This is a genomic window from Streptomyces sp. NPDC003247, from assembly GCF_042888135.1.
Lineage (GTDB): Bacteria > Actinomycetota > Actinomycetes > Streptomycetales > Streptomycetaceae > Streptomyces.
Genome location: NZ_JBIAPF010000018.1, coordinates 1 through 20,959 on the forward strand (window position 1 = coordinate 1; position 20,959 = coordinate 20,959).

General features: G+C 71.1%; 20 protein-coding genes and 3 pseudogenes. 15 read left to right on the top strand and 8 right to left on the bottom strand.

Annotated features, from left to right (window positions below):
* Positions 1-103: 103 nt before the first annotated feature.
* The 4 genes and pseudogenes from ACFYWQ_RS39020 to ACFYWQ_RS39035 all read left to right on the top strand — a co-directional run.
* Positions 104-532, top strand: a pseudogene (locus ACFYWQ_RS39020) (transposase); the annotation flags it as partial.
* A gap of 271 nt (positions 533-803) precedes the next feature.
* Positions 804-983, top strand: a pseudogene (locus ACFYWQ_RS39025) (IS5/IS1182 family transposase); the annotation flags it as partial.
* A gap of 786 nt (positions 984-1,769) precedes the next feature.
* Positions 1,770-2,375, top strand: coding sequence for a hypothetical protein (locus ACFYWQ_RS39030; RefSeq protein WP_389524396.1), 606 nt, complete (start codon positions 1,770-1,772; stop codon positions 2,373-2,375).
* A gap of 11 nt (positions 2,376-2,386) precedes the next feature.
* Positions 2,387-4,126, top strand: coding sequence for an immunity 49 family protein (locus ACFYWQ_RS39035; RefSeq protein ID WP_389524399.1), 1,740 nt, complete (start codon positions 2,387-2,389; stop codon positions 4,124-4,126).
* Here the strand turns inward: ACFYWQ_RS39035 and ACFYWQ_RS39040 are convergent.
* The 3 genes from ACFYWQ_RS39040 to ACFYWQ_RS39050 form a co-directional block, all read right to left on the bottom strand.
* A complete protein-coding gene (locus ACFYWQ_RS39040) occupies positions 4,123-4,266 on the bottom strand; it encodes a hypothetical protein (RefSeq protein WP_389524084.1) in 144 nt (47 codons plus the stop codon). The genes ACFYWQ_RS39035 and ACFYWQ_RS39040 overlap by 4 nt on opposite strands.
* 130 nt (positions 4,267-4,396) lie before the next feature.
* Positions 4,397-5,026, bottom strand: coding sequence for a class I SAM-dependent methyltransferase (locus ACFYWQ_RS39045; protein ID WP_389524087.1), 630 nt, complete (start codon positions 5,024-5,026; stop codon positions 4,397-4,399).
* Between the two features lie 378 nt (positions 5,027-5,404).
* Positions 5,405-6,097: a GntR family transcriptional regulator gene (locus tag ACFYWQ_RS39050; RefSeq protein WP_389524089.1), complete on the bottom strand. Its 693-nt coding sequence runs from the start codon at positions 6,095-6,097 to the stop codon at positions 5,405-5,407.
* A 111-nt stretch (positions 6,098-6,208) separates the two neighbouring features.
* Between ACFYWQ_RS39050 and ACFYWQ_RS39055 the strand changes: the two genes are divergently transcribed.
* Together ACFYWQ_RS39055 and ACFYWQ_RS39060 are read left to right on the top strand one after the other, a co-directional pair.
* The gene (locus tag ACFYWQ_RS39055; protein ID WP_389524092.1) at positions 6,209-6,742 is read left to right on the top strand and encodes a YbhB/YbcL family Raf kinase inhibitor-like protein; all 534 of its coding nucleotides are present in this window, start codon (positions 6,209-6,211) and stop codon (positions 6,740-6,742) included.
* Between the two features lie 36 nt (positions 6,743-6,778).
* Complete coding sequence (locus ACFYWQ_RS39060) at positions 6,779-7,675, top strand: hypothetical protein (RefSeq protein WP_389524095.1); 897 nt, start codon at positions 6,779-6,781, stop codon at positions 7,673-7,675.
* 266 nt (positions 7,676-7,941) lie between these two features.
* On the opposite strand, the gene ACFYWQ_RS39065 is transcribed toward ACFYWQ_RS39060, so the two are convergent.
* Positions 7,942-9,030: an alcohol dehydrogenase catalytic domain-containing protein gene (locus ACFYWQ_RS39065; protein WP_389524097.1), complete on the bottom strand. Its 1,089-nt coding sequence runs from the start codon at positions 9,028-9,030 to the stop codon at positions 7,942-7,944.
* Positions 9,031-9,131: 101 nt separating this feature from the next.
* Between ACFYWQ_RS39065 and ACFYWQ_RS39070 the strand changes: the two genes are divergently transcribed.
* The 5 genes from ACFYWQ_RS39070 to ACFYWQ_RS39090 all read left to right on the top strand — a co-directional run bounded on the left by ACFYWQ_RS39070 (position 9,132) and on the right by ACFYWQ_RS39090 (position 12,193).
* Positions 9,132-10,025, top strand: a complete 894-nt coding sequence (locus ACFYWQ_RS39070; RefSeq protein WP_389524100.1) for a LysR family transcriptional regulator — start codon at positions 9,132-9,134, stop codon at positions 10,023-10,025.
* Between the two features lie 66 nt (positions 10,026-10,091).
* Positions 10,092-10,241 carry a hypothetical protein gene (locus tag ACFYWQ_RS39075; RefSeq protein ID WP_389524103.1) on the top strand — a complete coding sequence of 50 codons (150 nt, stop codon included), beginning with the start codon at positions 10,092-10,094 and terminating at the stop codon, positions 10,239-10,241.
* 408 nt (positions 10,242-10,649) lie between these two features.
* Positions 10,650-11,423: a polysaccharide deacetylase family protein gene (locus tag ACFYWQ_RS39080; RefSeq protein ID WP_389524106.1), complete on the top strand. Its 774-nt coding sequence runs from the start codon at positions 10,650-10,652 to the stop codon at positions 11,421-11,423.
* Positions 11,424-11,846: 423 nt separating this feature from the next.
* Positions 11,847-12,008 (top strand): hypothetical protein, encoded by a 162-nt coding sequence (locus ACFYWQ_RS39085; protein WP_389524108.1) that lies wholly within the window; start codon positions 11,847-11,849, stop codon positions 12,006-12,008.
* Between the two features lie 5 nt (positions 12,009-12,013).
* On the top strand, positions 12,014-12,193 hold the full coding sequence (locus ACFYWQ_RS39090; protein ID WP_389524110.1) for a hypothetical protein: 180 nt from the start codon (positions 12,014-12,016) through the stop codon (positions 12,191-12,193).
* A 66-nt stretch (positions 12,194-12,259) separates the two neighbouring features.
* Here ACFYWQ_RS39090 and ACFYWQ_RS39095 read toward each other — a convergent pair whose 3' ends face one another.
* The gene (locus ACFYWQ_RS39095) at positions 12,260-12,910 is read right to left on the bottom strand and encodes a hypothetical protein (protein ID WP_389524114.1); all 651 of its coding nucleotides are present in this window, start codon (positions 12,908-12,910) and stop codon (positions 12,260-12,262) included.
* 206 nt (positions 12,911-13,116) lie between these two features.
* Between ACFYWQ_RS39095 and ACFYWQ_RS39100 the strand changes: the two are divergent.
* The 3 genes and pseudogenes from ACFYWQ_RS39100 to ACFYWQ_RS39110 form a co-directional block, all read left to right on the top strand.
* Positions 13,117-13,272: pseudogene (locus ACFYWQ_RS39100) on the top strand (transposase); the annotation flags it as partial.
* A gap of 632 nt (positions 13,273-13,904) precedes the next feature.
* Positions 13,905-17,054, top strand: a complete 3,150-nt coding sequence (locus ACFYWQ_RS39105) for an FG-GAP-like repeat-containing protein (RefSeq protein WP_389524116.1) — start codon at positions 13,905-13,907, stop codon at positions 17,052-17,054.
* Positions 17,055-17,509: 455 nt separating this feature from the next.
* Entirely contained in the window at positions 17,510-18,250 is a 741-nt protein-coding gene (locus ACFYWQ_RS39110) for a maleylpyruvate isomerase family mycothiol-dependent enzyme (RefSeq protein ID WP_389524119.1), read from the top strand.
* A 4-nt stretch (positions 18,251-18,254) separates the two neighbouring features.
* Here ACFYWQ_RS39110 and ACFYWQ_RS39115 read toward each other — a convergent pair whose 3' ends face one another.
* Positions 18,255-18,380: a hypothetical protein gene (locus ACFYWQ_RS39115; protein ID WP_389524122.1), complete on the bottom strand. Its 126-nt coding sequence runs from the start codon at positions 18,378-18,380 to the stop codon at positions 18,255-18,257.
* Between the two features lie 244 nt (positions 18,381-18,624).
* On the opposite strand from ACFYWQ_RS39115, the gene ACFYWQ_RS39120 reads away from it, so the two are divergent.
* Positions 18,625-19,431 (top strand): IclR family transcriptional regulator, encoded by an 807-nt coding sequence (locus tag ACFYWQ_RS39120; protein ID WP_389524125.1) that lies wholly within the window; start codon positions 18,625-18,627, stop codon positions 19,429-19,431.
* A gap of 79 nt (positions 19,432-19,510) precedes the next feature.
* Here the strand turns inward: ACFYWQ_RS39120 and ACFYWQ_RS39125 are convergent, their stop codons facing one another.
* A complete protein-coding gene (locus ACFYWQ_RS39125) occupies positions 19,511-20,005 on the bottom strand; it encodes a VOC family protein (RefSeq protein WP_389524127.1) in 495 nt (164 codons plus the stop codon).
* A 79-nt stretch (positions 20,006-20,084) separates the two neighbouring features.
* Positions 20,085-20,930, bottom strand: coding sequence for a fumarylacetoacetate hydrolase family protein (locus ACFYWQ_RS39130; RefSeq protein WP_389524130.1), 846 nt, complete (start codon positions 20,928-20,930; stop codon positions 20,085-20,087).
* Between the last annotated feature and the right edge of the window lie 29 nt (positions 20,931-20,959).

Consider the following 20,959-nt stretch of genomic DNA (forward strand, 5'->3'; position numbering starts at 1 on the left):
ATCGCCCGCCTCCACAACCTCACCCTCGCCAGATGAGAGGCAACGATGCTGGTCAACCGGCATGTCGTAGATCATTTACGGGACAACGCTTAGCTGACCGGCCAAGAAAATCACCGGACGCAAGCGGCACATCGTCACCGACACGCTCGGCCTCCTGCTGGCCGTCACCGCCGCCAGCGTCCACGACTCCGCCGCCGGCATCCAACTCCTGACTCGCGTCCGCGAGCGCCACCCCACCATCACCGAAGCCTGGGCCGACAACGGCTACAAGACCAAAGCCGTCGAACACGCCGCCGGGATCGGCGTCGACCTGGAAATCGTCCAGCGCGATCCCCCCGTCCGCGGCTTCCGGGTCCAATCCCGCCGCTGGGTCATCCAACGCACCCTTGGCTGGCTCATGCACCACCGCCACCTGGCCCGCGACTACGAAACCCACCCGCACCGATCAGCCGCCATGATCCAACTCGCCGCCATCAACCTCCTCACCCGCCGCCTCACCCATGAAGCCACCCCGAACTGGCGCGACAGCTAAACCGAACGAAACGGACAAGCAAGAACCAAACGCTCACTTCGAGGTCGCTTTCTCCCTTAAATCGTGCTTTATCCTGCATTTTTCGATGCCGAGGTGTTGTTCCGGTGGAGCTGCTGGAGCGAGTGCGGCGGATGGGCCTCATGGGGTGACGGCTGGGGTGGATGATGGCTTGCGCCTGTCTCATCCCAAGACGCCCGTCGCGTGGTCCGTGCTCCCGTTGCTTGCGGTGTACGTCTGGGCGCACGCCCCTGGCCGGCGGTATCTCCAGGTCATGGCCGAACGTCGTCCGTATCCCAGTGATTTGTCCGAAGTCCGCTGGGCGTTGACCGAGCCGGTGCTGAGCGCCTGGCGGGCCGAGCGCCGTCGGCATGCCCTGGACATCGGGCGCCCGCCCGAGCACGATCTGCGCGAGATCATGAACGCGATCCTGCACCGGCAGGCGGACAGGACAAGCACGAACAGCGGGAGGCGCGGCGGGGCCACCCACCGGAACGAGCAGGGTGCGGGGAAGAGCACGGTGGAGGAGAGCAGCAACACCTGCCCTGGCACCCGGAGCGAGCGCCCCGGACCGAGACCGGAAGCCGGCCGGCGCGGCCGCACGGCAGGCGGGGCGCGGGAAAACGGGCGCAGGCGGGGCGCGGGGACGCCGAGCACCGGATACGGCACGGGCAGACGCCGGCAGCACGGCACGGAGACCGGGACGCGGCAGGATGACGCGGAGGCGCGGGGGACGCACGAGACGTGCATACGAACCGGGCGGGCCGGTACAGGCGGGCCGACGGCACTGGGACGGCGCGCGCGGTACGACGACCGCGCGACGGACCGGCGCGGGCCGGGGCGCGGCGGGCGGCCGGGCGGCGCGGCGGCGGGCGTACGACGACCGCGCGACGGACCGGGGGTGAGCGGACCGGGGCGGCCGGCGGGGACGGCGGCGAGGCGACAGGCGGGCGGTGGCGCGGCGCAGCGGGGCGGGCGCGGCGCGGGCGGCGCGACGGCGAGGGCCGAGGCGGCCCGGCAGGCACGGGCAGAGCGACGAGCGGCCTGAGACAGGGCTCGGACGTGCCGGCAGACGACGATGTCTCAAGCGGCTCATACCGCCCTCGCAGACACGACCTGCCAGAGGGACTGATCCCCACGCCGGAGTCGGCCTGACGAAGCGTCAGCCATCCGGCCCGCCGTGGGAATCGTATGGCTCCCCTGGCGGGACTTCCGGCTTCCCACCGACCCCATGGACGCGATGCGCAAACTCCACCTCGCCCACGAGCGCGCCGCGAGCGAACGCGTGGAGCTCCGCTGCGGGGACGGCATAGGCCGGACCGGTACGGCGCTGTCCGCGAGCTGCGTCTTCGAGGGCATGCATCCCGAGGAGGCGGTCCAGTGGGTGAGGCAGAACTGTCACCCCCGTGCGGTCGAGGTGCCCTGGCGGCGACGTTTCATCCGCCAGGTCGTCACCGCCGACGCCTCAGGCTCGCCACAGACGTGGCAGCCGGCCACATCGGCACGGACACCGGCATCCGGTGGGCGAGAGCGGACCCGCTGTCCGTGGAGGCTCGCGGCGGGAGGCTCCCGCTGTACCGAGGTGAACGGCGCCCTCGGACGGCTTGGCCGGACCGAGGAAGCGGAGGCGGAGGCCCGGCGGACGCGTAGGACGGAGCAGGGCCGCCGCTGGTTCCAGCACAACCTGATCGGCGCGCGGACCATCGCGGCCGCCACGAAGGCCGCCGACGCGGCCCGGGAGCGCACTGCGGGGGCGGATGTGCTCCGAGGTTCCTTGCCCCTCCTGTCGGATCCGACGCCTAGGCTGTTCTCCCGAGTTGATCAAGGAGTAGGACAGTGCGGATAAAGCGTCATCAGGTGGACGGGGCCGCCGTGTCGGCGGCACGCGAGGACTTCACGAACCGGATCGGGGGTCAGGTGCGGTCCATGTCGCGGGCCGGCCGGATGGCCACCTACGAATGGCAGTCGATCGCCGACGAGTTCCTCGCCTACCTGGGCGCTCTCTCCGTGGAGACACCCGACCTCGACACCCCGGAGGCCAAGGCCGCCCTCACGGACGCTGCCGAGGCTGCGGCCGGCGCCGTCTGTTACGCCGCCTACCACCCGCACTGCAGCTTCCAGGTCTTCCTGGAGTACGTGAACTTCGGCATGGGCTACGAGCCGGGCGAGGACGCCCCCGAGGAGAGCGTCACGGCCGGGGAGTGGACCGACGCGCTCTGCCTGGCGCTCCTGAGGGACAGGGCGAAGTGGCACGGCGAGGCCTTCCACTTCGCCCGGGACAAGTTCGCCGGGCAGGCGCAGGGGACGCCCGCCGGTGAACTCGCCACCGGACTGATGGCCGTGGTCCTGGACGACACCGGCAACGACGAGGAGTATCCGCCGAGCGCGCAGGCCAGGCTCGCCGCCATCGACGCCGCCCTGCACCGCATCGCCACCCGCGCCCAGGAGACCGGCGAGGCGCTGCTGGACCGGCCGGACACTGCGGCGCTGCGCACGCTGCGCGCTCTGGCGGCCGATGACCGGGAGGCCTTCGACACCGCGCTGGCCGGCCTTCTGGCCAGGCACAGCACCCTGCACGGTCCTTCGGCCTCCCCGAGCAGCCTTCTGCCGCTCGTCCCCATCGCCCTGGCGGCGCTCGCGTACCGGACCCTGGGCTGGGCGCCCGCCGTCCGCACCGACTACCTCCCGCATGCCCTGGTCACCGGCTTCGAGACCCGAGGCCCGCGGGTCGCGGGGTTCGGCCGGGACCGGCGGCCGGACGCGGTCGCCGAGCTCGCCGTCGGCCCGCTGGTGGTGGAGCGGCCCGCCTGCGAGCGGACCGTGCACCCGCAGACCGAGGCCATGTACGAGGACCACGTCCGGAAGGCGTTCACCTCCGCCGGCGGAGAACCCCTCGACGTCTCACGGCTCGGCACGGTCATGGGCGATCAGGAGCGCCTCTTCAAGTGGCGCGCCGGTGACCCCGGCGGCGGCGTGACGGACGCCCAGCTCGCGAACCTTCGGCTGGCCTCCCGGACGGGCGCGGCCCTGTTCCGCATCGCACTCGCGGAGCCGGGCACCGAGGCCGAGGTGACCATCGACGGCCGCACGCTGCGCTACCCGGCCGAGCGGGGCGCGGAAGCCTGCGCCGACACCTGGCAGAGAGCCACTGCCCTCGCCCTGATCACCGGCGCACGCGAGGACCTCGCCCCGCTGGTCCTCACCGGACCCGCCTTCGCCCGCCCGGACGGCTCCGCCTTCACCGCGTACCGCGAGGCCCTCCACGCCTACCTGAAGGGCGCCGACCCCGAGCCGGCCGTGCAGCGGGCGCTGCAGCAGGACGAGAAGGCCAAGGACTGGGGCTTCGCCATGCCGCCGGCCGTGCTGCTGTCGCAGCTCGTGGAGGGAGACGAGGAGAGCTTCAACCTGGCCCTGGCCGACGCGCTCGAAGCCCACCGCGCCCACTACCAAGTCGCCGACCGCGCCGACGATCCGGATGCTTCCGTCGACCTCGACGTCCTCGCCCTGGCCTGCCACGCACGCCGCCGCGGCTGGGCCATCCGCGTCGAATCCCCCTACCTCCCGCCGGCCCTCCTGCGGGCCGCCGAACCCTTCTAGGGGCTGGTCCGCGGCGGAACGCTCCTGCCGCCCGTGGAACGGATCGTGACGGCGACCAGCACGCCTCCGCCGTGCTGGTCGCCGGTCAGGGGGGACGAACCGACGCGGACCGTGCTGCCGATGCACAGGTCCTTGTCCACGGTGACGCACCACCTGACTGTTTGCGTCGCCCGTCCTTCCGCAGCTCTACGAGACGACGCCTCCTCCGGAGTCCCGTGGAGCGACTCCTTGGTGCCGGTGGAGCCGAGCCCACCGGCAGAAGTCCACGCTCTAGCGGAGGCGGGCCAGCAAGTGGGCATCGAGGAAGCCCCGCTCCGAGGCCGGGTCGTGGAGCAGCCGGGCGAAAGTGACGAGCCCGGCCCCGGCCAGCAACTCGGCGAACCGGTCCACCGGCCAGCTGTAGGCGGGCGTCACCTTGTGGTCGAAGCGGACCGGCTCCGGTCCGTCGGTCGCGAAGAACGAGACCAGGAGCAGGCCACCTGGTGCCAGGACACGCGCCTGCTCGGCGAGCAGCGCGGGCAGTTCCCCGGGCGGGGTGTGGATCATCGAGTAGTGGGCCAGCACTCCGCCGAGCGCGCCGTCCTCGACCGGCAGGGCCTCCATGCGCGCCTCATCGAATCGCAGCGCCGGATGGGCCCGCCGGGCGTGGTCGACCATGGCCGGGGAGAGGTCGAGCCCGAAGGCGTCCAGCCCCAGGTCGTGCAGCATGGCCGTCAGATGTCCGGGCCCGCACCCGACGTCGGCTGCCTGCGGGTTCCCCGTCGTACGCACCAGCTCGGCGAAGGTGCCGATCATGTTCCGCGAGAACGGCTGCGTCTCCAGCCGATTGGCGAACAGCGATGCATACAGCTCGACGACCCCGTCGTAGGCCGCCCTGGTCTCGTCCTGGTGTTCCACCACGGGAAGGAAGCTAACACCCGCGCCGTTCGCAGCCGTTCTCCGGTCCCCGCTGCCGAATCCCGCACCCGTCGTAGCGGACTCGCTCGGTACCACGTCGAGACCACCACCCGGCTCGGCGACGAGACCAGTGGGACCCGGAGCGATACGCCGCCGGCGGCCCACAGTCGGTCACCTGCTCCGCCTCCGAGGCCGCCGTGATGGTCGAGGGAGTGCTGCGGCACTGCACGGACGTGGAGATCGACCAGGCAGTACACCGACGCGCACGGCGCCCCCATTGCCGGGTTCGCCTTCGCGTGCATGCTCGGCTCCAGCCTGCTCCCGGGGCTGAAGAACATCGGCGGTTCCCACCTCGGCCCCGCCGCTGTGGCGTAAGCCCGGCTAGGTGGCCTGACCTGGATCGTCGGTCAGAGCAGCCGCGGTCAAGGTGAGGTGCTGGACCAGGATCGCGGCTGCGGTGTCGGCGTCGCGGGCCAGCGCCGCCTCCTCCAGCCTGCGGTGTTCCATGACGCCGTCCCGGCCGGGGTTGCGGTGCGCCGACCAACGGCGGGCCAGCTCACTGGCGGTCCACAACCGGTCGAAGGTCTCCAGCAGCGCGCGGTTGCCGCAGCCCTCCAGCAACGTGCGGTGGAAGGCCCTGTGCGCCTCGGCCCAAGCAGCGGTGTAGTACTCGCCCTCCTCCGGCACGTACGCCGGAGTGCGCGCCAGACGATGGTGGGCGGCCCGCACACGCGCCTCCCAGTCGACGTCGCCGCGCTCGATGGACATGCGCAGGACGACCGGCTCGACGGTCCGGCGGGCTTCCGCGATCTCCTGCCAGCGACGGTCGGAGAAGGACGGAACCACGAAACCGCGGTTGGGCAGCCGGTCGGCGAGCCCCTCGCCGACCACCCGCACGAGCGCCTCGCGCACCACGGCCAGGCTCACGCCCTGCTCCTTGGCAAGATCCTGCGGCTTCAGGGGGGTTCCAGGGGGATGCTCCCCGCGCATGATCGCGTCCCGCAGGTGTGCGTAGACCTGCTCGGAGAGCATCTGCTTCCCCGGCGGGGCCGGGGAGTGCGCCGTCTGAGTCATGAGCCCATCCTAGAGGACCTGGTAGACGATCCCTAGAATAATCGATTATCGGTGTTACAGTCGATTTCAACAGCCGATGAGGACGTCCTCGTCCGGAAAGGAACGACCGCCGTGTCTGCCGACGATCCCTTCGCCCGCCTCGCCCGGGCGGCCTCGTTCACCGTCACCAGCACCACCGTCACCGACGGCGCCGCGTGGCCGCCCGAGCAGCACTCCTCCGGCCTGCCCGGCGGGAAGGACACCTCCCCGCAGCTGTCCTGGAGCGGCGCCCCGGACGGCACCAAGAGCTACGCCGTCACCGTCTACGACCCCGACGCCCCCACCGGGTCCGGTTTCTGGCACTGGGCGGTCGCCGACATCCCCGCCACTGTCACCGAGCTCCCCGAGGGCGCCGGCGACGACACCGGCTCACAACTGCCCGAGGGCGCCTACCAGTTGCCCAACGACGCCCGCGTGGCCCGCTACCTCGGCGCCGCCCCGCCGGCCGGACACGGCCCGCACCGCTACTTCATCGTGGTGCACGCCCTCGACATCCCCTCGACAGGCGTCCCGGCCGACGCCACACCGGCCGTCCTCGGCTTCACCATGGCCGGTCACACCCTCGGACGCGCGGTGTTGACCGCCACTGCCGAAACACCCGCCTGACAGCCCCGCCCGACGCCCCCCGGAGACACCACCGCCATGCGCCTCGACGCCCTTCCCGACTCCGCCCGCCCCGGCGACGGCCCGATGGACCTGAACGCCGTCCGTGACGTCAGTCGCGCCGTCACTGCCGCCCACCTGTTCATCTATCTCGTCCCCGAGAGCGCCCAGGAGGCGGCCGAGCTCGGCGTGACCGACCGCGCGCCGGCGTATCTGGCCTTCCGGTCGGCCGCGATGGGCGCGGTTCCGTGGCACGTCACGGCCGCGGCCTTCTACAACTTCAGCCCGCGGGCGGTGCGGGCCATGGCGGGCGTGTGGGACGCCGCGCCGCCCGAGCGGTGGCAGGCCGCCCGCTTCCTGGCCGCAGGACGGGCGATGCGGCGCGTCGACGTACAGCTCACGGACGACCACCTCGCCGAGGCGCGCTCGCTGATCGACCCGGTCGTCGCCGGTGCCGACTACGCCGGCAAGGTGCTGGCCGCCGCGAACGCCTCGGTCGCGCTTCCCCCCGACCCTCTTGTCGCACTGTGGCAGCAGATCACGGTGGCGCGCGAGTGGCGCGGCGACGCCCATCTCGTCGTGCTCGCCGACAACGGCCTCGGGCCGTGCGACTGCCTCGTCCTGCACACCGCCACCGGCCGCCTCCCGACAGCTCTCGCGCGAGCGACCCGTCAGTGGAACGACGAGGAGTGGAACGCGGCGACGGCACGTCTCGTCGCGCGCGGCTGGCTCGACTCCCACGCCACGCTCACCGACGCCGGCCGTGCGGCACGCGAGCGCATCGAAGTGGAAACGGACGAGCACTGCGCCGCGCTGTGGGCACCGATCGGCGACGCAGGTGCCCGCCGCTTCGCCTCGCTCATCGCCCCGATCACCGACGCCTTCACCGCGGCGGGGACGTTCCAGGCCGTTCATGGACGGCCTGATCTCGGGTAGCGGGTGTGCCGCGGCGCACAAGCGGGAGTGCTCGTGCACGGTGTTTCGTCGGATTGCGGGGGCAGGCGCCGGTGGTCGCCGCGATGACGATGAAGGGGGCGGCAACGGGGTTGAACCGGCCCTGCGTCACACCCTGCCGGCGCTGGGGCGGAAGGGCCCCGAGCGGGCGAGAGGCGAGACGGTCGGCGGCTCTCGGATCGTGGGCCGGCAGCACGCTCACGTCGGGCCGGCGTGCGAACTCCTTGATCCCTGGGCGGCCGTCCTCGTCAGCCGGCGGGTGGGGTGAGGGCGGTGCGGTCGAACGGGCCGCCGTGCGAGGCGGCGTACGCGACTGCGTCGTTGACCGCGTCGAGAGGGAAGGACCGGACCCGTTCGGGGGCGAGGTCCAGCGCGCCCGAGGCGAGGAGCCGGATGATGCCGACGTTCGCGGTGCGCGGGCCCATCCACTGCCCGCGCACGGTGATGGAGTTGCGCATGATCCACGGGTAGGGGAGCGCGAGGTCGTCGCCGCCGAGCATGCCGATGCCGCCCATGAGGACGACGCGGCCGTACTCGCGCACGGTCATGGCCGCCGCGCGGGCCGCCGAGCTGGGTGCGCCCGGTGGGAGCAGGTCGATGACCATGTCGATCGGGCCGTCGGCGGCCGCGGACATCGCGGCGCGGTCGGCGGCCTCCTCCCCGCCCAGCGCTACCGGGCGTACCCGCGGGCCGAACCGGTCGGCCAAGAGGGCGAGAGCGGCCCGGTTGCGGCCGGGGACCACCACGCGGCCCGCCCCCATCGCGAGCCCGACCGCGACCGCGCTGCTGCCGAAGTTCCCGGTGGCCCCGCTGACGAGCAGCGTCTCCCCGGCCTGCAGCCCGCCGGCCAGCAGCCCGCCGTAGGGCACGGCGTGCACCGCGAGCGCGGCCCAGCGGGCCGGGTCGTCCCCCGCCGCGGCGGGCAGGGGGAAGACGTTCTCCGTCGGAACCCGCATGAGCTCGGCGAACGCCCCGTCGTGCAGGTGCCTGGCGAGTCTCGCGCCGCCGTCACCGCGGGAGCTCCAGCCCTGGAGCGCGATGTCGGGCGTGAGGGCGTCGTCCCGGGAACGCACCGTCGGGTCGCACCAGACCAGGTCGCCGACGCACAGCCGGGTGGCGTCCGCACCGGCGTGGACGATCCGTCCCACGCCGCCGAGACCCGGCACGACGGGAGGGACCAGGGGGTAGTTCCGTACGCCGCCGAAGACCTCGGCGGCGTACGGAAGCACGCAGGTGGCGAGCACTTCGACCAGTACCTCACCGCCCGCGGGCTCGGGGTCGGGCACCTCCCGCACCGTGAGCGGGGCGCCGAACTCCGTCAGAACTGCTGCTCGCACGTGATGACCTCCGCATGCGTCCGTGTCCTCGCGATCAACGCTAGGAGCCCGAGGGACATGCGGGAAGCGACGATCCGGCATCCGTGGTATGCGTATGACGCATGGACGTCTCCAGTTCGGGCCTGCGGGTCCTGCAGCAGATCGCGCAGTCAGGCAGCTTCACCGCGGCGGCCGCCCGGCTCGGCTACACGCAGTCGGCGGTCTCACGCCAGGCCGCCTCCCTCGAACGCAGCGCGGGCACCACCCTCTTCGAACGCCGCTCCGACGGGGTGCGGCTCACCCCCGCGGGGCTGACCCTGCTGCGGCACGCCCGCACGATCCTGGACTCCCTCACGGCGGCCGAACGCGACCTCACCGGCACCGCCCCGCGCACCGAATCGGTACGGCTCGGGGTGTTCCTCAGCGCGGGCGCGGTCATCCTGCCCATCGCGCTCGCACGGCTCGCCACGGCCCACCCGCAGATCACGGTCACCACCATCGAGGGCACCACGCCCAGCCTGACCCGGGCCCTGCGCGCGGGCACCATCGACCTCGCCGTGCTGACCTCCCGCCCGCCCCACCGGCCCCCGGACGGCGAGTCGCCGCGCCTGCACACCGACACCGTCCAGGACACCGAACTGGTCGTGGCGGCACCCTCGAACGGCGCGTTCGCCGGCCGCACCGCGGTGCACGTCGACGAGCTGGTCGACGCCCCCTGGATCGCCGCCCCGTCGTCGCGCTCCGAGCCGCTGCTCGGCGTCTGGCCGGGCCTGCCCGGACGACCGCGCATCGTCCACTCCACCCGCGACTGGCTGACCAAGCTGCATCTGGTCGCCGGCGGCTTCGGCGTGACGACCGTGCCCTCCCGCCTCTCCGCGCTGCTGCCGCCCGGGGTGAGCCTGCTGCACGTCGAAGGCGCACCCCCCGAGGTCCGTCGGGTCCTCATCGCACGCCTGCCCGGCCACCCCACCCCGGCGGTCACGGCCGTCACCCGAGCGATCACCTCGACCGCCTGACCCCTCTCGGGGTGGCGTACCCCTGACAGGCAGGAGCAGCGTTGCGCTGCCGGACGAAGTGATCCGGTGACCTGCCCTGTCATCGCCGCCCTGGGCGACTCCCCCGAGAGTGCGGCGGGCGTCGGCTGGGCGGCCGGCAAGACGTCGCTGCGCGGCCCGCCGGAACAGATTGCGCGTCAGGGACCGGCCACCGTACGGCAGTGCGGGCGGGCCTGAAGGAAGCAGCCTGCCGTAGTGCCTCGATGGCGGCCGGCCTGGAGACACAAGCTGCCGGCTACACCGGCGCGGTCGCCCGCGGCATGTCACGCCTGTCGGCGTTCAACCTCGTACCCGACGGCCTTCCCGGCAAGCACAGGACTGGGCGCGGCCCATGACGGTGCGGAGTGCACCCCGCGGCAGCCGCGCTCTCTCGCTGAAGAACGCCGGCTCCAGCGGCGGCGGGGATCGGCCGCCCGGCCCGGTCCGGCCGCTGCTCGCCGAGATGTCCGCGAAGTTGTCCACGAACTCCCCCGGAATCGTCCGTGATCGGTAACGGACGCATCCCCTGGCCGCCACCCCTCGTCCTGCCAAGTGGTCGCAAGACGACCAAGGACCGGCGAGGAACTACGGGAAAGCGGGGCGGACATGGCACGGCACGGCGGCGGACGGGGCTGGTACGGCAAGATGGTCGGGGCAGCAATCGGAGTGACGGTCCTGGCCGCCGGCGCCTCGCTGTGGACCGCGCAGGCCGACACCACGGGCAGCCCGTCGCCTCAGGCGGCCGCCTCGGCCACGCCGGGCAGTGACATCACGCCGGTGGCGGCGACCATCGTGCACGCCTCCGACCAGGGCGCGCGCGGCGTCAACATCACCATCGACGACGGCCCCGACCCCGTGTGGACCCCTCAGGTCCTCGACGTCCTGAGCGAGTACGGGGTGAAGGCCACGTTCTGCATGGTGGGCACGCAGGCGCAGGCGCACCCGGACCTCGTGAAGAAGGTGGTCGCCGCCGGGCACCGGCTGTGCGACCACTCGGTGTCGCACGACACCGCCATGGACAAGGAGTCCCAGGCCTACCAGTCACAGCAGATACTCGACGCCGAACGCATGATCACCGAGGCGTCCGGAGGCGTCCGGCCCATGTACTACCGGGCACCCGGCGGCGCCTTCACCCCCTACAGCCGCCAGCTGGCCGCCTCACGCGGCATGCGCCCGCTCGGCTGGAACGTCGACACCAAGGACTTCGAGCGGCCGGGCACCGACGCCATCGTCGCCACCGTCGAACGGGAACTGCCCAACGGACCGACACTCCTCTTCCACGACGCCGGCGGCGACCGCTCCCAGACCGTCGAGGCCCTCCGCCAACTCCTCCCCCAGCTCAAGGAACAGGGCTACACCTTCGGCTTCCCCCTGCGCTGAACCCCCACCCCGGCGCGGTTGCGGCCGGTCTGCCAGCGCACGTGGTCCGGGGCGAGGCCGTGCCCGGCGGCGGCATGGTCCTCGGTGAGGACTCCGGCTGTCGCCGTCCCATCCGCGGCCGGTGAGCTGTTGCAGGCCGACCGTGAGACTGTCCCTGATCGTTTCCACGGTGAATCCGTACGGCAGGTCCGGATCGGTGAAGTCCACGGTCTCGGGCACCTGGCCGATCAGCAGAACACGTGTCATCTTGGCATGTCCTTTCAGGGAGGGGGCGTCCCGTCCGTGACGTTCTCGCGGGCCAGCGCGCAAGAAATACCCGCAAGTGGATCAACGTAACGAAACGTCGTTTCGGGTGAGGGGCGCAACGGCGCATGCAGGCGACGGCGTCCAACGGGGCACCGGCTTCGTCCCGCAGGCCAAGAGGTGGATCGTGGAGAGACGCTCGGCATCCTCATGCTGTTCCGGCGGCTCCTGCGGGACTACGAGAGCGGGCCGAAGTCCTCGGAGTCCAGGGTGCGCTGGGCCGTGATCGACGTGACAGCGCGCCGCCTCACCAGCCAGACCACGCCCACCTGGTGCGGGTGAACCGCATGGATGTCCAGGTCACGCCGCTTCTGGAGCGGGGCGACGCACGCGAGCGGGAGCTCACCGCCGCCGCGGAACAACTCTCCACGCAGATCGACGAGCTCACCACGCGCCTGCGTGAACTCGACGGGGAGGGCGTCCTTGCCGTGGCCGAACCGGGCCTGTTCGCTCAGCGCCGCCCGTAGCCGCTCCCTCACTTCAAGCCGTACGTCACCGCTGCCGCACTCGTCATCCGGCTCACGACGCGATTGCTAGCGGCCCGTCGCGCGGAGCCACCGCATCGTTGTGACGAGCTCCTCTCCGAAGTCCTTGCACAGCGCGAGCAACTCGCGACCGGTGGACGAGTCGAGCAGCCCTGCGCAATCGGAGAGAGAGCGGAGAGCGCCGTGGCAAGCGGATTCGACGGCGAAGTTGCGTGACGCGAAATACCCCTCGCCCGCCCGGTCCGCCAGATTCGCGAGGTACTCGCGGTGGGCTTCCTCCGAGGGGTGCGAGTAGAACGAGCCCTCGACGAGGTCGTCGAGGTAGTCCGCCAGGCGGGCCGAGCCTTCGACCACTCGCTCTGCTATGTCTACGCCAGGCTTGTCCAGCAACTCGCTGAAGGTCAGCAGGCTGCTGATGCTCTCCAACTGGAAGAGCTGGACCGTGTCCGGGTCGACTTCAGACGTGAAGAGTGGGGCCGTGCACAGTTCGGCGATCGCTCGCCGGAATGCGCGATCCGACTGTTCACCAGCAGGTGACGCCGCCAGTTGGAACAGCGACTCCAGCACGGCCTGGTCGATACCCCACTCCGCATCGAGCTCGAACGCGAGCACTGGCGCACGCCACCGCCACAGGGCCAGGCCGGCAGCCTGACGCTGGTGGACGGGCTTCAGGTCTGCCAACCGCTCGATCTGCACCACGTCCTTGCGCCGACCCTTCTGATCTTCCGATCCTCACCTGCGCCCTCAATCGGAACACTGTAGAAGCCGCCGTCCGACCGCTGCTGCCGGTACACGCCTGGCTGCGCGGCTTCTACGCGTTCTTCCGCTGCTGGCGCGACCACGCCTTGGTCAAGAAGTTCCACGACCGGGTGCGCTCGAGGATCCGCGAGAGGGAGGGGTGGGACATGGAGTCGACGGCCGGCGTGATCGACTCGCGGTCCGTCAAGGCGGACGCCGTCGTCGGGTCGGACAGCCGCGGGTTCGACGGCGGCCAACTGATCAGCGGGCGCAAGCGGCATGTCGTGGTCGACTCGCTCGGCCTGCTGCTGGGCGTGATGGTCACCGCCGCGGACACCGGCGACCGCGCCGCCGCCCAGGCCCTGCTCGCGCAGGTGGCCGACTCCGGCCCCGGCCTGCGCGAGGGTGAACCGGCCCGGCGTGGGCTCGGTCAGCCGGCCGCGCGCGACCAGGCGTATCGCCTTCGACCGCAGTGCTTCCACGGCAGGGCGGCCATGGCCGTGCAGAGGCCGACTGGGAAGCCCAGGTCCGCCGGCTTGTCGCACGTAGTCCGAGTTCCAGGCTGGTGCGGAATGTCGAGGGTGGGGCACGGCCGTGACGGCCGCTGAGGTCACGGGTGTCCGCACGGGCCTGGACCGGTGGCCGGGTCGGTGGCAGCGAAGGCGCCGTTCGACTCCACCGTGTCGCCCATGGCGTCCAGCGGGTCGGTCCGGCCCTATGTTTTCCGGTTCGAGGGATGTGCTGTACGCGCCGCTTTCCTGTCGCCATACTCGGCCGCGTAGAAACCCCGGGACCCTGATGATACGGCATTCCTGCACATCCATAAGCGAGTTCTGCGCTTTTGTCCACGTCGGTCCGGGTTCCGTCAGCGAAGGGAAAAGACCGAATGCGGAGATTGAGAACGGGAAGAAAGAGACCCAGGTCGAGATTAGTGCCGCACTGCGTGGTGGCATTCATGGTCTCCTTGGCCCTGCTGGTGACCGGAGCCGTCACACCGGCCGCCGCGGCGGCGGAGGAGACCGTACCGGAGTCGGCGGGTTCGTTCGCTGCCTCGGTCGTGACCGCGGACGACGGCAGCCTCACCTTCACCCTTGACGCGGGGACCGTCTACGACCCGGTCGTCATGCAGAAGAAGCTCGACCAGGCGGAGGCCGAGAACCCCCTGCTGAGCGACACCATCAGGTCGCACATCGAGCAGTACCCGGTGGGCATCCCGGGTGAAAGCGGCTCCAGGTGGGCCGATTTCGACGGCACCCTGAGCATGACCGCGGGATACACCGGCCTGTCCCTCACCATTCCGGCTTCGGACGTACAGACCTCCGAAACCTGGCTCCAGTGGGCATTCGCCATGGCGATGGGCTGGCTGGCCGGCAGCCAGACCGAAACCGCCTGCCTGGGCCTCTTCCCTGAATTCGTCGTGGCCTGCCCCGCTGTCGCCGGATTCACCGGGGCGCTCGTCAAAGGGCTCCTCATCCAGTACTTCGACCACACACTGGGGGATCCGGAAGCCCTCACCAAAACCTTCCTGGATGCGCTCAAAGGGGCCATGTGGGGGTATGCGCGGGGCAGCTTCGGGAAGTGGATGGAGGAGAGATACCCCGGTCTGATCAAGGCCATCAGCGACTCGCTCAAGACCATAGCCTGGTCCGTGGCCAGGGACGCCGCGCACTGGGTCGCGGAGGTCCTGCGTGACATGGCCGACCTGCTGCCGGACGGGATCATCGAGTGGGGTCCGCCACCGACGAACGCGACGTCGGTCCGGCTGCTGCCGGTGGGCGACTCCATCACGTACGGCGTGGGATCGACGGACGGCAACGGCTACCGCAAGCTCCTGTGGGACGCGTTGGACGCGCAGGGGCTGGAGCCGGACTTCATCGGCTGCAACGCCTCGGGAGACATGCCCGATCCGGAGCACGAGGGCAACCGCGGCCACCTCATCGCCCAGATGGCGAATCCCGCGGTGCGGGACGCGACCTCGATGCGCCCCAACGTGGTGACGCTGATGGCCGGCACCAACGACGTCTACAGACAAGAGCAGATCGCGGAGGCGCCCGGCCGGCTGAGCAGTCTGATCGACCAGTTGCAGGAGGCCTCCCCGGACGTGGCGATCGCGGTGGCGACGATCGTGCCGGTGAAGAACGACACGGAGGCGCAGAAGCGGCGCGACGCGTACAACGCCCAGGTCCGGTCGCTGGTCCAGGACCGGCAGGACAGCGGGCAGAAGGTCATGCTGGCGGAACTGGGGCCGATGACCGAGTCGATGCTCTTCGACACGCTGCACCCCAACGACATCGGATACACCTACATCGCGCAGAGGTTCGGCGAGGCGGTCACCGCGATGGTGAGCAAGGGGTGGGTGGTCGACACCGCGGACGGGACCGCGAACGCCGACGCGTGCGTGATGGCGGGTGGCGGCTGGCAGCAGCTGGGGCGGATCGCGGAGGGCCCGATCAACCCGGACAGTTCCAGCGCCGGGATACGGGGTCAGGTGCGGCTGGCGGACTTCGACGGCAACGGCAGGACCGACTACGCGGTCGTCACCGACACCGGCGCCGTCTACCTGTGGACGAAGATCACGGGCGGCTGGGTGAACCGCGGCAAGGTCGCCGCGGGCAACGGCGTGCCCGGCCGGGGATCCCAGGTCCGGTTCGCCGACCTCGACGGTGACCACGACGCCGACTATCTCGTCGTCGACGACAACGGCGCGGTCCGGGCCTGGCGCAACGACGACGTGTGGATCAACGGCGGCAGCGCCTGGCACTACATGGGCACCGTCGCCGAGGGCACCGGAACCGGCGGCGGCTCGGACATCCACTTCGCCGACCTCGACGGCGACCTCCTGGACGACTACCTCGTCGTCCATGACGACGGCTCGATCGACGCCTGGATCAACGACGACGTCTTCGTGAACGGCCACAGCGCCTGGACGGGCCTCGGCCTGATCGCCGGCGGCGTCGGCTACCCCGGCTCGAAGGTCCGCCTCGCCGACCTCGACGGCGACAAGGACGCCGACTATCTGATCGTGCACAGCGACGGCTCGACGGAGGCGTGGCTCAACGCCAGCGTGCCCGAGGACCTGCGCAAGGGGTGGACGTCCATCGGCAAGATCGCGACGGGCACCGGGACCGGTGGCGACGCCGTGCAGTTCGCCGACACCGACGCCGACCGGGACGCCGACTACTTCGTCATCGACACCGCCGGAACCGCGACCGCGTGGGAGAACGACGAGGTCGCCACCCGCAGCGACAAGGAGAACGGCTTCAAGAAGATCGGCCTCTACGGCGACCACCTCGCGGACGCCGCCGCCAACGCCCGCTCCGTCCGCTTCGCCGACCTCGACGGCGACGCGGACGCCGACTACCTCCTCGTAGGGCCGAAGGGCGAGGTCGAGGCCTGGCGCAACGACGGTGTCGCCACCCGCGGCACCAACGCCTGGACCAAGATCGGCAGAGTCGCCGAAGGCGTCTCCCCGGGCGAGACCGAACGGGTCGTGTTCGCCGACTACAACGGCGACGGCCGCGACGACTACCTCGTCGTGGACGACACCAACGGCAGAGTCAGAGGCTGGCGCAACGACGGCCCCTTCACAGGCGGCATCACCGCCTGGACCGGCCTCGGCGTCATCGCCGCGGGTCCCGCCACCGCGCCCGAACACGAAGTCCAGTTCGCCGACATCGACGGCGACGGTGACGACGACTACCTGCTCGTCGCGGTCGACCACTCCGTCACCGCCTGGAAGAACAACGGCACCGACGCGCCCGGCGGGGGCGGCTGGGCCGCACAGGGCCTGCTCGCACGGCCCCAGGAGGCCACCGTCACCCAGAAGACCGTGTTCGCCCGCATGAACACCGACGAGCTCGCCGACTACGTCCTGCGCGACCCCGGCGAGAACAACGCGCTCTACGGCTGGATGAACCTGGGCGCCTTCACCAACCAGTGGACCGCCAAGAAGAAGGTCGCCCACGGCGTCGTGATGGGCTTCCCCGTCGAGGTCACCCTCGCCGACCTCTCCGGCGACGGCCTCGACGACTACCTCGTCGTCGATCCGACCAACGGCGCCACCCGCGCCTGGGTCAACCTCGGAGGCAACCTGGCCGACCCCTGACAGAGCCCGTGGGGCGGGTAGCCACGAATCCGTCGCTACCCGCCCCCCGCACCGGCCAGCGGTTCGGAAGCGAGGCCGGCACAACCGAACAACAACGCGTAACCGAACCACAAGACAATCACCGGCCCGTCGACATCGGCCACCTCATACCACTCGCCAAGCCCAGTGCTGGATTCCTCTTCGCTGGGACCATGTCCTGGCAGGGTGGGTTCGGCTACTCGGGGGCGGGTGCTGGACGGTGGCGTTACGGGCACGGCTGAGCCGTGACGAGAGCGAGGAACGGGTCCGCTCCGGCGGCCTGGACCGAGCTTGCCGCGGCCGGCCCCGCCCCCGCAGCCGACCAACAGCTCCCCACCGCAGCGGAGTTCGCCGGCCGGGCATGGTCCGGTTCGCTGAGCGTCGTGTGACGCACCGGTGCCGGCCTCGGCCATGACCTGCCGGCCGACCTGGACCGCTTGCGCGGCCGCGCCGAGCTCCTCACCCGCCCCGCCCGCCCCGTCGCCGCGCGCGGGCGGCCCGGAAGACAGCCGACGCCCAGCGTCGCCGGCCCGGTCGGCGACGGAGCGGGCGGGCAGGGAAGAGGAGCTGCCCGCGGGCCTGCTGGACACCCGATCGTCGCCGCGGGCCCGGCCGAGGCTCCGCCGGCCAAGGATGCCGCAGAGGTGCCGCGCGAGCTCGAGGCGCTGCTGGCCTGGTACGCCGAGTCGAACGAGCTGCTGCTGAGTGCGCTGCGCGAGGCTGGCCCGGAGCGCGAGTGCTGGGCGTGGTGGGGTGCCGGCGTGTCGCCGGCGAATGCCTGGGGTGTTGCCCGGCGCCGGGTGCACGAGGTGCTGGTGCACACCTACGACGCCCAGCTCGCCGCAGGCGCCGTGCAGCCGATGCCGGCGGACGTCGCGATCGACGGCGTGGCCGAGTTTCTCGACACCTGCAACTCCACCCCGGCGGCCTGGCCGCACGAGGCCGCCACCATCCACTACCACGCCACCGAGGGCCGCTCCTGGCTCCTCGCGCTGGACGGCACCGGCGCCTGGCCCGCACCCCTCACGGACGACGCCGCGCCCGCCTCCGCTTCGGCCAGGGGCACGGCCGAGCAGCTGCTCCTCTTCGTCTGGGGCCGCCTCACGCTGAGCGACCTGAAGATCGAGGGCGACCAGCAGGTGTTCGAGCAGCTGATCGCCTGGGAGCCCGAGGAGTAGCCGGTCAATACCGCCGGCGGACGGCCTCGATGACGTCCGCGTCGGTGAACATCGCTAACAGCTCCGCCTCCGCGCGGCGGACGGCCAGTGCGGCCTCGTACGGCTCGGGCCCGAGCGCCTCCCGCAGCACCGCCGACTCAGCCAGGAAGGGGACACGGCTACGACCAGGCAGGGCATGATGCGGCGCCAGAAGCCCGCGGGGAGTGCTGGCCCTGGCCATCGCGGTGTTCGCGGTGATGATCTTCCTGCGGTAGGTGTACTGCGGGCGGTCGCGCCGACTACGAACGCGTAGTAGTTGTCAGCTGCGGGACCCCGATCAGCACGATGACCGCACCCGACACCACACGTCCCCCTGAGCCGCTATCCTGTCCTGTATGACAGGACAGGATGCCGCGAGCTCAGCCGTCACTTCCGGTCACTACCGCGAGCGCAACTCGACCGCGGACAGGGCCCTCGACATCCTCAATCTCTTCAGTGACGGCCGCCTGTCCCTGTCCGGCCAGGACGTGGCCAAGGAACTGGGCACGGCACGGTCCACCGCCTACCGCTACGTGCAGAGCCTCACGGCCGGCGGCTTCCTGGAGGAGGATCCGCGCGGGGGCTTCCGGCTCGGTCCGCGCATTCTGGAGCTGTCCCGGCTGGCCCGCCGGGCCTACGGCTTGTCGGAGGTGGCCCTGCCGGTGATGGACGACCTCCGGGATCGGACCGGGGAGACGGTGCTGCTGACCCGTCGCGTCGGCGGCAACGCCATCTGCCTGGAGCGGTCGGAGGCCGACCATCCGGCTCGTATCTCCTACGAGCGCGGCAGCGTCCTCCCCATCAACGCGGGCGCTTCCGCCCTGGTCCTGCTGGCCTGGCTGCCGACGGAGGAGGCCGAGAAGCTGCTCTCCCGCGAGCCGCTGACCCGCTTCACCCCGAACACCCCGACCGACGTCAAGGAATTGTCCGCCCGGCTGGATCGGATCCGGGAGGAGGGCCACTGCGTCTCCCGCGGCGAACTCGACGACAACATCCTGGGCATAGCCGCACCTCTGCGCGACGCTCACGGCTCGGTCACCGCCGCGATCAGCATCGCGGCTCTGGAGCGCCGGGTGCCGGCCGAACGCCTCCCGGACGTCTTGGACATGGTCCGCGACGCGGCCCGCCGCATCAGCGAGACACTGCAACTCGCCGACAGCTGAGCACGGCGGCACCACGGGAAACGGAACCGGGGCCGGCTTCCGCGCGGCCCCGGTCCGGGAAGCGAGGTGTCGGCCGGTCCTACTGCACCGGCTGGTACGCCTCGGTCCCGTCGTTCAGCAGGCGCTCCGCCTCGGCCTCGATCTCCTCGATCGGCAGATCGAGGTCGAGGCTCTTGCGGAACGGCTGACGCACGTCCTTCTCCACCCGGACGTACACCTCGTTGCGGTTGCCCTCGGGGTCGAAGAAGTAGATGCCGTAGGCGTTGCCGTGCGTGACCTCCTGCTGTACCAGCACGCCCTCGTCGCGGAAGCGCTTGTGGTACTCGACCAGCGTCTCCAGGGAGTCGATCCGCCAGGAGATCTGGTGGGTCAGCTTCGCGCCGTCCGGAGCGGTGCGCCCGGTCTGGAGCACGAACTCGTGGTGCTCCTCCTCCGGCTTGGAACTGAAGAAGACGATGCCGCGCTCCGGGTCCTCGTCGGTCACGGTCAGACCGAGCAGACGGGTGTAGAAGTCGCGCATCTTCTCGAGGTCGTGGACCCACAGTCCGGTGTGGCCCAGTCCGGTGATCGCCATGTTCTTGCTCGCTTTCGTTCGGGGTGATGGGTTCTCGGGGTGGAGGGAAGGGGCGGATGGTGATGGCCGGAGTCCCGGCTCACGCCCGGGACGTGGCCTCCTCGGCCCGGACCTCGCTGGCCAGTTCGCCCAGCCCATCGATGGTCACGACGACCCGGTCGCCCGGGTTGAGGAAGACCTGCGGGTCCCTGCGGAAGCCGACGCCTCCGGGCGTGCCGGTGAGGATGACGTCCCCCGGGAGCAGGGTGGTGAACTCCGAGACGGTGCTCACCAGGGTGGGGATGTCGAAGATGAGCCGGGAGGTGTCCGAGGACTGGAGGACCTCGCCGTTGAGGGACAGGGTCACCGCGAGCCGGCCGACGCGGTCGCCGATCTCGTCCGCGGTGACCAGCCAGGGCCCGAGGGGGGTACTGGCGTCCCACGCCTTGCCCTGGAGCCACTGGTGGGTCTTGTACTGGTAGTCGCGCATCGTCACGTCGTTGGCGATGGTGTAGCCGGCGACCACCCCGAGCGCGTCCGCACGAGTCACCCGACGGGCTCGCTTCCCGATCACGACGGCGAGCTCCGCCTCGTAGTCCACCTGGGTGGACTCCGCGGGCACCAGGATCGGTTCATGCGCTCCGATCAGGCTGGTGGGGAACTTGGTGAAAAGGACCGGGTAGGTGGGCAGGTCGCGCTTCGTCTCGGTGACGTGGGAGCGGTAGTTGAGCCCCACGCAGAAGATCTTCTGCGGCTCCGGCACCACCGGACGCAGGGTCACCTCCGCCAGCGGGACCCGGCCGGACTCGTCGAGGTCGGGCTCGGCGAGGACCTCGTTCGGGGTGTCACGTCCCAGCGCGGTGACACCGCGCAGGGGGACGATGTCGTCTCCGTCGACCAGACCGGCCCGAGGAGTGCCGTCCTGCCAGTACGAGACGTAACGCATGGGAGTGCCCTTTCGGTTGCGTGAGGCCG